Here is a 12,860-nt window from a genome sequence, read left to right on the forward strand (position 1 = left end):
ACCGGCGGCCAAGGAGGATCGGGATCGCTCCATTGGGAGCGCTCCCAACCCCCCGAAGGACCTCCATGACCCGATGCCGGGCCGCGCTGCTGGCCCTCCTCACCATGGTCGCCCTGTCCCCCGCCGCGTTCGCCCGCGCCGCCGACGAGGGACCCGAGCAGATCGTGAACGGCACCTTCGACGCCGGAACCGCCCCCTGGTGGAGCACCGGCAACACCGCGCTGACCGTCGAGGGCGGCAGGCTGTGCGCCGACATCCCCGGCGGCACCGCCAACCCCTGGGACGTCATCATCGGCCAGGACGGCGTCCCGCTGGTCGCCGGCGACACCTACGCGTACCGGTTCGCCGCCTCCGCCACCCCCGCCAGGGTCGGCAAGGCCCTGATCCAGCTCCCCGTGGACCCGTGGACGCAGTACCTGTCGGCCTCCCCGGAACTCAGCGTCTCGGGGAACGACTACTCCTACACCTTCACCGCCCCGGTCTCGCTGCCGAACGCCCAGGTCGCGTTCCAGCTGGGCGGCAGCGCCGAGCCCTGGAGGTTCTGCATGGACGACGTGTCGCTCAAGGGCGGCGCCGAACCCGAGGTCTATGAGCCGGACACGGGCCCGCGCGTCCGCGTGAACATGGTCGGCTACCTCCCCTCGGGCCCGAAGAAGGCCACCCTGGTCACCGAGGCCACCACGCCGCTGGACTGGGAACTGCGGAACGCGGCCGGGGAGACGGCCGCGACCGGGCGTACCAGCCCCAAGGGCACGGACGTCAGCTCCGGCCAGAACGTGCACACGATCGACTTCGGCGCGTACGCCAAGCCCGGCACGGGCTACACCCTGACCGCCGACGGCGAGACGAGCCGGCCGTTCGAGATCGGCGCGGGCGTCTACGACTCCCTCCCCACCGACGCGCTGAAGTTCTACTACACCCAGCGCAGCGGCATCGAGATCCTCGACAGCCTGCGTCCCGGCTACGGAAGGCCCGCCGGCCACGCGGGCACCGCCCCGAACCAGGGCGACACGGACGTGCCGTGCCAACCGGGCGTCTGCGACTACACGCTGAACGTCAAGGGCGGCTGGTACGACGCCGGCGACCACGGCAAGTACGTGGTCAACGGCGGCATCTCGGTCCACCAGCTCATGGCGGCCTACGAGCGCGACCGGGCCGCCTTCACCGACGGGCAGCTCAGCATCCCCGAGAGCGGCAACGGCGTGCCCGACGTGCTGGACGAGGCCCGCTGGGAGCAGGAGTTCATCCTGAGCATGCAGGTGCCGGACGGCAGGCCGTACGCGGGGATGGCGCATCACAAGGTGCACGACCAGAACTGGACCGGCCTGCCGCTGCTGCCGCACCTCGACCCGCAGAAGCGCGAGCTGCACGCGCCGTCCACGGCCGCCACGCTCAACCTGGCGGCGACGGCGGCGCAGGCGGCCCGGCTGTTCGCGCCCCACGACGCGGCGTTCGCGGCCAGGAACCTCAAGGCGGCGCGCAAGGCGTGGGCGGCGGCGAAGGCCAACCCCGAAAGGTATGCCGACCCGGCCGACGGCGTGGGCGGCGGCGCCTACGACGACGCCGACGTGAGCGACGAGTTCTACTGGGCGGCGGCCGAGCTGTACCTCACCACGGGTGAGAAGGAGTTCAGGGACTTCGTGCTGGCCTCGCCGCACCACACCGGCGACGTCTGGCGCGAGCGCGGGTTCGACTGGGGCAACACCGCCCAGCTCGGCCGCCTCGACCTGGCCACCGTGCCCAACGCGCTGCCGGGCCGGGACGAGGTGCGCCGGTCCGTGGTCGCGGGGGCGGAGAAGTACCTGGCGATCCAGCGGGCGCACCCGTACGGGCTGCCGTACGCGCCGGCGGACTTCGACTGGGGCTCCAACAACCTGATACTCAACAACCTGGTCGTCCTTGCCGCCGCGTACGACCTGACCGGCCAGGAGAAGTACCGGGCCGCCGTGCGGGAGGGCATGGACTACCTGCTCGGCCGCAACGCGCTCAACCGCTCGTACGTCACCGGCTACGGGGAGGTCTCCGCCCAGAACCAGCACAGCCGCTGGTACGCCTACCAGCTCGACCACTCGCTGCCCCACCCGCCGCGCGGCTCGCTGGCCGGCGGCCCCAACTCCGCGATCCAGGACCCGGTCGCCCAGCGGCTGCTGCGCGGCTGCAAGCCGCAGTTCTGCTACATCGACGACATCGAGTCCTGGTCCACCAACGAGCTGACCATCAACTGGAACTCGCCGCTGGCGTGGGTGTCGGCGTTCCTGGCAGACAAGGGCGAGCAGTCGGCCTGCCGGGTCCGCTACTCGGCGCACGGCTCGTGGCCCGGCGGGTTCACCAGCCAGATCGTGATCGAGAACACCGGCAGGGAGAGCGTGGACGGCTGGACCCTGAGCTGGTCGTTCCCCGGCGGCCAGCGGATCAGGCAGGGCTGGGAGGCGGAGTTCGCCCAGTCCGGCGCGGTGGTGACGGCCACGAGCCTCGGCCACAACGACCGGATCAGGCCCGGCGGGTCCGTGACGTTCGGCTTCGTCGGCACGCACACCTCGGGGCCGAACCCCGCCCCCGAGACCTTCCGCCTCAACGGCGACCGCTGCCGGTGACGCGCGGCGCGGGCGGCCCGCACGTCCGGTGAGACGCGACGCGGGCGGTCCTTCCGGTCCGGTGGCCGTCCGCGTTGCCCACACTTCGTTGAACGGAATAATGTCTCCCCCATGCCCAGGGGAACCTCAGAAGTCAGCGAGCCGATGTACTTCGTGCTCGCCGCGCTGCGTGCCGGCCCGCTGCACGGCCACGCGATCAGCAAGTCGGTCAAGGAGCTGTCCGGCGGCCGGGTCCAGCCCTCCGTCGGCACGCTCTACGGCATCCTGGAACGCCTGAACGAGCGCGGCGTCATCACCGTCGACCGCGAGGAGACGGTCAACGGGCGCAACCGGCGCTACTTCCGCATCACCGACGAGGGCCAGGCGCTGGTGGAGGCCGAGGCCAGACGTATGCAGGCGGCCGCCTCGCTCGTCCTGCGGCCGTCGGCCGGATGACGGCCCTCGGGTCGGCGCCGGCCGCGACCCCGCTCGAACGGCGCTACCGCAAGCTCATGCTCGCCTACCCCAGGCCCTACCGCGCGGCCCACGGCGACGAGCTGCTCGACGTGCTCCTCGAATCGGCCGCCCCGGGACGCCGGATCCCGGTGCCGCGCGAGGCGTGGGGGCTGCTCACGGGCGGCGTGCGCAGCCGGATCGTCCACCTGGCGAGCGGCAGCCCCTGGCGGGACGGCGTGCACCTCGCCGTCACCGCCGTCGCGGCGGCGAACCTGGCCGCGCTGCTGCCCTACGCCGGCACGCTGCCGTTGTGGACGCTGCTGTCGGCGCTCACGCTGCTGGCGACCGTACGGGGATGGCTGCGTACGGCGGCCGTGCTGACGCTCCTCACCGGGGTCAAGGCGGTGGCGCTGGCCGGCGGGTGGCAGCCGTTCGACGCGACCCTGTTGCCGGTCTATCCGACGTTCCTGCAGGACCGGCCGCTGTTCATGGACAGCGACCCCTACCTGGTCGCGGGCGGTTACGCGGTGGCGCTGGCCGGGCTGCTCGTGCTGCGGCGGGCGCCGCGCAGGAGGTCGTGGTGGTGGTGGGCGGCGGTCGTGGCGGCGGCGTGGGCGGGTCCCGAGTGGATGGAGGGCGGCGGCACGTTCCCGATCAGCCTGAGCAGGATGGCCGTGGAGGTGCTGGCGTTGGGGCTGGCGGCGGGGAGCGCCTACCTGGCCCGCGACCATCGCTGGACGCTCGCGGCGGGGATCTACATGACGATGGCGTCCGGCGGGCTGGCGCTGCACTCCGATGTGCTGACCAGGCAACACCTGGCCTACTGGGGGGTGCTCGTGCTGTTGCTCGTGGGGGCCGCGTTCGCACCCTTCCGCCAGCGGCGGCACTGCCTGGATTGACCATGCTTCGTTAAACGGAGTATGGTCTGCCGCCATGATGAGGAAGACACTGCCCGTCGCGCTGCTCGCGCTCGCCGTCCTCTGCGGCTGCGGGGGCGCCACCGAGAGCGCCGCGCCCTCGGCCGGCTCGACCGCCGAGGGCAAGGAGGTTCAGCTCGAGGCGGCCAAGGCGGACTGCATGAAGCAGAAGGGCTTCAAGTACGTCGCGTACGTGACGCCGCACAAGCCGGGCACCGAGGACGACAAGAGCCGCATGCGCGGCAATTACCCGGCGATGAAGAAATATCGCGAAAAATACGGCTTCGGGGTCTTCGCCCAGCACGTCTATCCCAAGGAGATGGGAAGCACGACCAGCCTCGACAACGAGCCCAACCCCAATATGAAGATCCAGTCCGCGCTCTCCAAGGCGCAGATGCAGGCGTACCGGAAGGCGCTGGACGCCTGCCAGGTCTCGGCGGCCAACAAGGTCCTCGGCCTGAAGCTGAAGTCGGCGGAAGACTTCTACGACGCGCAGTTCAAGGCCTCCGTCCGGGCCCGCAAGGGCAAGCTGAACACCGACCCCGAGCTGGTCGAGCTGGCCACGGCCATGGCCACCTGCCTGAAGGGCAAGGGCTACGCCGTCGGCGACACCGCGCCGGTCGCCATGGCCGAGCTGGGGCAGAAGACGTGGCTCGGCAACGAGGACAAGCTGGGCCGCGAGCAGATGGACGATGTGCCCGACGTGGCTCCCCCCGCCACGGACGACAAGATGCCGATGTACTATGCGCCGACGCTCACTCCCGAGCAGGCCAAGCCATATCTGGCCAAGGAGATCAGGGCGGCGCTCGACGACCTGGAGTGCGGCAAGGACTTCTACCCGGCCTTCCTGCCGAAGGAGCAGGCGGTCCAGGGGCAGGTCAGCGCCCAGTTCGGCATGTGACCACCTCATGAAGTCACCGCGCAAGCTCCTCGCCGGCATCGTCGCCGGAGTGGTGATCATCGCGGGCGCCGGCTGGGCCGTGGGCTCCCGGCTGCGCTCCCCCGCCGACGAGGCGGCGCGCCGCGCCGCGCCGCGGGCCTCGCTCGTCACCGCCGCCGTCGAGCGCCGCAAACTCGTCAGCACCGTCGTGGTCAGCGGCACGCTGGAGTACGGCTCGCCCCTGCCGGTCAGCCTGGCCGGGGCGGTCGGCGGCACGGCCGAGCAGCAGCGGGCCACCCGGGCGCCGCGCCAGGGCCGGCTCACGGAGGGCGCGGTCTTCCTGGAGGTAAACGGCCGCCCGGTGTTCGCGCTGCGCGGGTCCGTGCCGATGCACCGCACGATCGCCCCCGGCGGCAAGGGGGACGACGTCAAGCAGCTCCAGCGGGCGCTGCGCAGGCTGGGGTACGGCGGTCCCGTCTCCGGCGTGTTCGACCAGGCCACGATCGCCGCCGTCACCCGCATGTACACGAAGAAGGGGTACGAGGTGCAGCAGCCGACGCTGACCGACCGGCAGGCGTACGACACGCTGCGCAAGGCCGTACAGACTGCCCAGGAGACCCTCGCCGCCGAGAAGAAGGCGCTGGACCAGGGGCGCGACGTGCTGCCGCTCAAGATGAGGCTGGCCAACGCCAAGGCGGACCTGAAGACGGCGGAGCGCGCCCTCCAGGAGGCCGAGGCCCGGGTGGTGACGCCGGAGGACGAGACCAGGATGGCGACGACGGAGGCGGCCGTGCGCGCGGCGCAGGAGAAGCTGGCTGAGGCCGAGCAGGCGCTGGCCGAGGCCAGGAAACAGCCCACGCCGGCGGCCACCGCCACCCCGCAGCCCACGGCCTCGACCGACACGAGCCTGCTGGAGCTGCGGGTCCGGAACGCCCAGGCCGATCTGGCGGCGGCTCTGGAGGCGCGCGAGCGGGTCGCGGACGAGGCGCGGCAGGCCAGGGAGAAGAGCCTGGTGGAGCTGCGCAAGGCCGTACGGACCGCGAAGGAGGCCAAGGCCACCGCCGAGCAGGCGCTGCGCCAGGCCAGGCAGCTCTCCCCGACCAAGCTCAAGGTGACCAACGCCGGTAAGGACGTGGCGGCGGCCAAGGGGATGCTGGCGGAGTTCGTGCGTACGTACGGGACCTCCATCCCGCCCGGCGAGGTGGTGTTCCTGCCGAAGCTGCCCGCCCGGGTGCGCAAGGTCTCGGTCAAGCAGGGGCAGCAGGTCGAGAAGGAGGTCGCCACGGTGACCAGCTCGGCGCTCACGGTGACGGGGTCGGTGGAGGCGACGGAGGCCGAGCTGCTGCGCACGGGCATGGAGGCGGCCATCGAGCTCGACACGGGCAAGACGTACGAAGCGCGCCTCACCGCGGTCGGCGACCAGGCCAAGGTGCCCGGCGCCGAGGAGGCCAAGGACGGGTCGGAGCCCGTCCTGATCACGCCCGCCTCGATGAAGGGGCTCAAGCCGGGGACCGCCGTCACGGCGCGGGTGACGGTGGGGGAGACCAAGGAGCCGGTGCTGGTCGTGCCGGTGGCGGCCGTGATCACGGGGGCCGACGGGAGGGCCCGGGTGCGGGTCGAGTACGCCACGGACCAGACCAGGGACGTCGAGGTGCGTACGGGCCTGACCGCCGACGGGAACGTCCAGGTCGCCGGGGCGCTCAAGGAGGGCGACCGGGTGGTGGTCAGCGGTGCCTGAGCCGGTGATCTCGCTGGCGGAGGTCAGCAGGGAGTTCGCCGCCGAACCGCCGGTCCGGGCGCTCGACCGCGTCACGCTCCGGGTGGACAGGGGCGACTACCTGGCCATCGTCGGCCCGTCGGGCTCGGGCAAGTCGACCCTCCTGAACGTGCTCGGCCTGCTCGACCGCCCCAGCTCGGGCAGCTACCGCCTCGACGGCACGGAGACCACCACCCTGCGCGACGGGGCCAGGACCAGGTTGCGCGGCGACCGGATCGGCTTCGTCTTCCAGTCCTTCCACCTGCTCTCCCACCGCAGCGTGGTCGAGAACGTCATGCTCGCCGAAACCTACGGCGGGCAGGCGCGTAAGGGCAGGCGGGAGCGGGCCCTGGCGGCGTTGGAACGAGTCGGCCTCGGCCACCGGACCGGGTTCGCGCCCGACCGGCTGTCCGGGGGCGAGCGCCAGCGTACGGCCATCGCCAGGGCCCTCATGGGCGCGCCGTCCCTGCTGCTGTGCGACGAGCCCACGGGCAACCTCGACAGCCGCAACACCGAATCGGTGCTCGGCCTGTTCGACGAGCTGCGGGGGCAGGGGATGACGCTCGTGGTCATCACCCACGAGCAGGAGGTCAGCAAGCGGGCCGGGCGCCGGGTGCGGATCACCGACGGCATCCTGGTGGAGGAGGAGTGATGCACGTACGCGACCTGTTCGGCGAGGCCATGGCCGGCATGCTCGCCCGGCCGGTGCGCTCGGCGCTCACCACGCTCGGGACCGTGCTCGGCATCACCACGCTGGTCATCACGCTCGGCGTGGCCGCCACCGCGGGCAACCAGATCGTCGGCCGCTTCGACGCGCTGGTGGCCACGGCCATCACGGTGGAGGTGCCGGAGTCGCCGAACACGCCGCTCGTGGAGTGGGACTCGATCGACCGGCTGACCAGGCTGCGCGGCGTCGAGTCCGCCGCCGCGCTGGCCGAGTCGGAGGACAGCGCGAACCTGTCCGTGCGCTCCAACGACATCGTGGACCCCACCAGGGTCACCGCGCAGTCGTTGACCGTGCTGGCGGCGACGACCGGGCTGCCCGAGGCGGCGCGCGGCAGGATGGTGCAGGGCAGGTTCTTCGACCGAGGGCACATCGAGCGGCGCGACCGGGTGGCGGTGATCGGCGACCAGGCGGCCAAGCTGCTCGGCGTCGGCCGCCTCGACCGGGCGCCGGCCATCTTCATCGGCAAGCACGCGTACACGGTCATCGGCATCCTGGGCAACCTGCGCCGCGAGCGGAACCTGAGCACCGCCGTGTTCGTGCCGCCCACGGTGGGCAGGCAGTTCGGGCTGCGGGACGTCACCAGGGTGCTGGTCAACACGAGTCTGGGCGCGGCGGACCTGGTGGCCCGGCAGGCGCCCACCGCGCTCAGCCCGGGGAACGGCGACATGCTGCAGGTGATGGCCCCGCCCAGCCCCACCAGGGCGCGCGACCAGGCGCAGGACGACGTCAACGCGCTCTTCCTGATCCTCGGCCTGGTCTCGCTCGTGGTCGGCGCGGTCGGCATCGCGAACGTCACGCTCGTCACCGTGATGGAACGCGTGCCGGAGATCGGCCTGCGCCGCTCGCTCGGGGCGGCCAGGCGGCACATCGCCGCCCAGTTCCTGCTGGAGTCGACGCTGGTCGGGCTGGCGGGAGGCGTGATCGGCACGAGCCTCGGGGTGGTCACCGTCGTCGCCGTCTCGGCCGCCCGGGAGTGGACGCCGCTGCTCGACGTGCAGCTCGCGCTGGCCGCACCGGTGGCCGGGGCGGTGGTGGGTCTGCTGGCCGGGCTCTACCCCGCGCTGCGGGCGGCGAAAATGCAGCCGGTGGACGCTCTGCGATAAGGGTCCCGCCACTTTATGATGTGCCGGACATATGGGGAAAAACGTCCGGCTGGTGCTGCTCAGGGCGGCCAGACCGCTGCTCGTCAAGGCCGCGGTCCTGTCCGGGCTGCGCGGACGCGAGCGGACCCTCGTCCTGCTCAACCGCGCCCTGGTCTACCTCGGGCTGACCGCCGTGGTCGGCGCCGTCTACTTCGGGGTCGGCGCGCTCGACGGCCTGCTCGGCTCGTGGTCCGACCTGATCGCCGCGCTGGCCGCCGGCGCGCTCTTCCAGCCCGTACGGGTGCGGCTGCAGAGCGCGGTGGACCGGCTGTTCAAGTGGGAGCGGGATCCGTACCGGCTGGCCGACCGGGTGAGCCGGAGTGTGCAGGAGGCCAGCGGGCCGGCCGAGGCCCTGGCGTCGGCGGCCCACGCGGTGCGGCTGGCCCTGGGGGCACACGGCGTCGCGGTCGAGGTGGTGCTGCCCGGCGGCCGGGTACGCAGCGTGGCCGCGGGCGAGGTGGGCCCCGCCCCGACGGTCGAACGCCTGGTGTGGCAGGGCAAGTCGATGGGCTGGTTGTCGATCGCCGGCGAACCGCGCGACCGGGCGCTGCTGGACATGCTGGCGAGGCAGCTCGCCGAGGTCGCGCACGCCGTACGGCTCAGTGCCGACCTCCAGCGCTCGCGCGAACGCATGATGTCCACCCGCGAGGAGGAACGCCACAAACTCCGCCGCAACCTGCACGACGGCCTCGGGCCCACGCTGACCAACCTGGCGATGAGCGTCGACCAGGCCCGGCTGAGCCTGGCCAGCGACCCCGGCTCGGTCGAACCGCTGCTCAGCACGGCACGCAGGCAGATGACCGAGGCCATCGTGGACGTCCGCGACCTGGTGTACGGCCTGCGCCCGCCCGCGCTCGACGGCGCCGGCCTGGACGAGCTCGGCCTGGAGAGCGCCCTGCGGCTGCTCGCCGACGCGCCCGGCCCGAGGGTGGACGTGGTGGTGTCGGGGTCGCTGGCCGACCTGCCGGCGGCGGTGGAGGTGGCGGCGTACAAGATCGCGCATGAGGCGGTGGCGAACGTGCGCCGGCACGCCCGCGCCACCACCGCCCTGATCAGGGTGGAACGGCGGGACGCGCTCTGGCTGACCGTGTCGGACGACGGGATCGGGCTGCCCGAGCAGCGCCGCCAGGGCGCGGCCCTGATGCGCGGGCGGGCGGAGGAGGTGGGCGGCGTGTGCGACCTGGACGTACGGCCCGGCGGCGGCACCGAGGTCGCCGCGCGACTCCCCCTCAGGGAGCCACGATGACCCCCCGGAACGGTCCCACCCCCACGAACCCCGGCCCCGGGAACGGTCCCGGCCCCACGCCCCCCGCCCCCGGTCCCGCGCAAGGGGCTGCGGGCGGTGCGGACGGGCGGTCCCGTGCGAGGGTGTGGCGGCGGCGGGCCGTGCTGGCCGGAGTGTGGACCCTGGCCGTGGTGTCGCTGGTTGCCGTGCTGGTGGCGGCGGCGCTGGCCGCGCAGGTCGAAGGGCTGGCCGACACACAGGGACTCGACCCGATCGGGCTGATGTTCCCGCTCGCTGGCGCGTTCCTGATCTCCAAGCGGCCCCGGCTGCCGTTCCCGTGGCTCATGTGGGGCGTCGGCGTCATCTGGTCGGCGTACTCGCTGCTGTTCGGCCTGACCGGCTGGATGTACGTGCACGCGCCCGGCCCGCTCCTGCCCTACGTCGCCTGGCCGGCCATCTGGTTGTGGTTGCTGGCGGTGCCCACGTTCACGGGGATCATGCCGCTGCTCTTCCCCGACGGGCGGCTGCCGTCCAGGCGCTGGCGGCCGGTGCTCTACGGGAACGTGACGCTCATGGTCGGGCATTCGCTGCTGCTCGGCCTGTCCCCCGACCCGTCGTTCGAGCTGGGCGTGCCGGTGGGCAACCCGTTCGGGGTGGCGGCGCTGGGCAGGGTCCCCGAGGTCGTGGAGTCGTGGATCGGGCCCCCGATGATCCTGCTGTGCCTGCTCGGCGTGGTCTCGCTCGGCTTCAGGTACCGGGCATCGACCCCCGAGGTACGCCGCCAGATCGTCTGGTACTTCTACGCCATGGCGATCTTCGTCGTCTACTGGATCGTCAGCGCGGGCAACCAGGACACCTTCATCGTCGGCGTGCGGATCTTCCTGGCCGCGGGCATCCCCATCTCGCTCATCGCCACCGTGCTGCGCCACCAGCTCTACGGCATCCGGCTCATCCTCAACCGCACTCTCGTGTACGGCACGCTCGCGGTCGGCGCCGGTCTCACGTACTCGGTGCTCATCTGGGCGGCCAACAGCGTGGCAGGCGACTACGGCGCGGTGGCCGGGCTCGCCTCCGCGATGGTCACCGGCGCGGCCTTCCATCCCGTACGCCTGCGGCTCCAGCGCTCGGTGGACCGGCTGTTCAACGTGGAACGCGACCCGTACCGGGCGGCCGACCTGCTCAGCCGTACCGTGCAGCGGGCCGGTGGCCCGGCGGGGGCGCTGGCCGAGGCCATCTCCGTCGTGCGTACGTCGCTGGCCGCCCGCGGGGTGGGCGTGGAGGTGGCGGGCGAGCCCGCGTTGTCGTTCGTGGACGGCGAGCTGGGCGCCCGGCCGCGGACCGTCGAGCTGACCTGGCACGGCGAGCCCGCCGGGTGGCTGCGGATCGCCGGGGCGCGGCCGGGCCGCGAGCCGCTGGCCGTCATGGCCAAGCACCTGGCCGAGCTGGCGCACGCCGTACGGCTCAGCACCGACCTGCGGGACTCGCACGAGCGGATCAGCGCGACCCGCGACGAGGAGCGGCGCCGGCTGGGCAGGGAGCTGCACGACGGGCTCGGCCCGACGCTGACCAGCGTGACGATGACCTTGGACGAGGCACGGCGGCGGCTGGAGCGTGACCCGGAGTCGGTGGAGGAGCTGCTGGTCCGGGTGCGCGAGGAGATGACCAGCACGCTCATGTCGGTGCGCGAGCTGGTGGACGGGCTCCGGCCGCCGGCGCTGGACGAGCTGGGCCTCGCGGGCGCACTCCGCGCCTTCGGCCAGGCCCCCGGCCCGCACGTCGAGATCGTCGTCCCCCCGGCCCCCGACGGGTCCGAGGGGGTGCTCGACGGGTTGCCGGCGGCGGTGGAGACGGCCGCGTACCGGATCGTGCAGGAGGCGCTGACGAACGCGCGCCGCCACGCCCAGGCCACGTCGGTGCTGGTCACGTTGCGGCGGGAGGACGAGGCGCTGCGGGTGTCGGTCGCCGACGACGGGACCGGGCTGCCCGACGAGCCGTCGCCGGGCGTGGGACTGACGTCGATGCGGGAACGGGCCGCCGAGATCGGCGGTACGTGCGCGATCGGCCCCCGTACGGGCGGCGGCACCGAGGTGACCGCCGTCCTGCCGCTCACCCCGGACTAGGCGCCGCCTCCCGGAAGCCGGTCGTACGGGACGGCATGACAGGTACGGCCGCCGACGCCTGTCGTGGTCGTCGCCATGAACAGGGAGTTGAGCAGCGCCTCCTCGACCGAGTCCATGACCGCGGCGAACACGGGGTTCAGCGCGGCGTCGGGCACGGCCGTGAGCCGCGGTGGCGCGGTGGTGAAGGCGATGGCGTAGTCGCCGCTTCCGTGGGAGTACGACGCCCCCACGCGGCCCATCGCGAAGATCGCCCGGCGGGCCAGGCGGGCGAGTTGACGTGCGTCGAGTGGCGCGTCGGTGGCCACCACGATCATGCAGGAGTTGCCGGCGGGCTCTTCGTTGGCCTCTCCCGGGATGAGTTCTTCGACCGGCATCGGGATGCCGCGCACGGTCAGCACGCCGCCGAAGTTCGACTGGACGAGCGCTCCGACCGTGACCGGAGCACCGTCCACCACCAGCTGCCGGGACGAGGTGCCGATGCCCGCCTTGAACCCCAGTGCGGTGGTCCCGGTGCCCGCCCCCACGCATCCCTCGGCGGGCAGTCCGCCGGAGGCCCCTTCCAGCGCTTCGAGCACGTGCCGTTCGGTGATCGGGCGGCGCCGGATGTCGGACAGGAAACCGTCGTTGGTCTCCCCCACGACCGGGTTGAAGGAGATGCCCTCCGGGTCGCCGTCCATGAGATGAGTGACCAGGGCGTCCGCCGCCCGGAACGCCGACAGGGTGGCGGTCAGGACGACGGGTGACTCCAGCACGCCGAGTTCGTCGATCTGAGTCGAGCCGACCAGCTTGCCGTATCCGTTGCCGGCGTACACGGCCGCGGGCAGGCCGCGCCGTTCGGCGGTCAACTGCCGCGGGACGATGGCGGTGACCCCGGTGTGCAGATCGGCGCCGTCGTCGATGGTGGTGTGGCCCACCAGGACGCCTTCGACATCGGTGATCGCGTTCAACGGCCCGGTCGGCAGGGTGCCGATGACGACGCCCAGGTCGCGCGCCCGCGCACGCGCGGTGAGTTGTTTGTCCATGATGATCCGATTATCGGTGCTGCGCTCCGCCGATGTTCGCGC

Annotated in this window: 10 protein-coding genes; 9 read left to right on the top strand and 1 reads right to left on the bottom strand. The window is 72.6% G+C overall.

What is annotated here, in order from left to right:
* The first annotated feature begins 65 nt into the window (after window positions 1-65).
* From IEZ27_RS37665 to IEZ27_RS37705, 9 genes are all read left to right on the top strand, one after another.
* Window positions 66-2,594 carry a glycoside hydrolase family 9 protein gene (locus IEZ27_RS37665; RefSeq protein WP_189651647.1) on the top strand — a complete coding sequence of 843 codons (2,529 nt, stop codon included), beginning with the start codon at window positions 66-68 and terminating at the stop codon, window positions 2,592-2,594.
* Between the two features lie 111 nt (window positions 2,595-2,705).
* On the top strand, window positions 2,706-3,029 hold the full coding sequence (locus IEZ27_RS37670) for a PadR family transcriptional regulator (protein ID WP_189651648.1): 324 nt from the start codon (window positions 2,706-2,708) through the stop codon (window positions 3,027-3,029).
* Window positions 3,026-3,928 (top strand): hypothetical protein, encoded by a 903-nt coding sequence (locus IEZ27_RS37675; RefSeq protein WP_189651649.1) that lies wholly within the window; start codon window positions 3,026-3,028, stop codon window positions 3,926-3,928. Before IEZ27_RS37670 ends, IEZ27_RS37675 begins: the two co-directional genes overlap by 4 nt.
* Before the next feature lie 34 nt (window positions 3,929-3,962).
* The gene (locus tag IEZ27_RS37680) at window positions 3,963-4,847 is read left to right on the top strand and encodes a hypothetical protein (protein WP_189651650.1); all 885 of its coding nucleotides are present in this window, start codon (window positions 3,963-3,965) and stop codon (window positions 4,845-4,847) included.
* 7 nt (window positions 4,848-4,854) lie between these two features.
* Window positions 4,855-6,564 (top strand): peptidoglycan-binding domain-containing protein, encoded by a 1,710-nt coding sequence (locus IEZ27_RS37685; RefSeq protein WP_189651651.1) that lies wholly within the window; start codon window positions 4,855-4,857, stop codon window positions 6,562-6,564.
* Window positions 6,557-7,234, top strand: a complete 678-nt coding sequence (locus tag IEZ27_RS37690) for an ABC transporter ATP-binding protein (protein ID WP_125641323.1) — start codon at window positions 6,557-6,559, stop codon at window positions 7,232-7,234. Before IEZ27_RS37685 ends, IEZ27_RS37690 begins: the two co-directional genes overlap by 8 nt.
* Entirely contained in the window at window positions 7,234-8,412 is a 1,179-nt protein-coding gene (locus tag IEZ27_RS37695; protein ID WP_189651652.1) for an ABC transporter permease, read from the top strand. The genes IEZ27_RS37690 and IEZ27_RS37695 overlap by 1 nt, the downstream gene beginning before the upstream one ends.
* A 31-nt stretch (window positions 8,413-8,443) precedes the next feature.
* Window positions 8,444-9,697 carry a sensor histidine kinase gene (locus IEZ27_RS37700; protein WP_189651653.1) on the top strand — a complete coding sequence of 418 codons (1,254 nt, stop codon included), beginning with the start codon at window positions 8,444-8,446 and terminating at the stop codon, window positions 9,695-9,697.
* Window positions 9,698-9,819: 122 nt separating this feature from the next.
* On the top strand, window positions 9,820-11,796 hold the full coding sequence (locus IEZ27_RS37705) for a sensor histidine kinase (protein ID WP_189651654.1): 1,977 nt from the start codon (window positions 9,820-9,822) through the stop codon (window positions 11,794-11,796).
* Here IEZ27_RS37705 and IEZ27_RS37710 read toward each other — a convergent pair.
* Window positions 11,793-12,818 carry a P1 family peptidase gene (locus IEZ27_RS37710; protein ID WP_189651655.1) on the bottom strand — a complete coding sequence of 342 codons (1,026 nt, stop codon included), beginning with the start codon at window positions 12,816-12,818 and terminating at the stop codon, window positions 11,793-11,795. The two genes, IEZ27_RS37705 and IEZ27_RS37710, sit on opposite strands and share 4 nt — an antisense overlap.
* Window positions 12,819-12,860 lie beyond the last annotated feature (42 nt).

The organism is Nonomuraea spiralis, from assembly GCF_014648435.1.
Classification (GTDB): domain Bacteria; phylum Actinomycetota; class Actinomycetes; order Streptosporangiales; family Streptosporangiaceae; genus Nonomuraea; species Nonomuraea spiralis.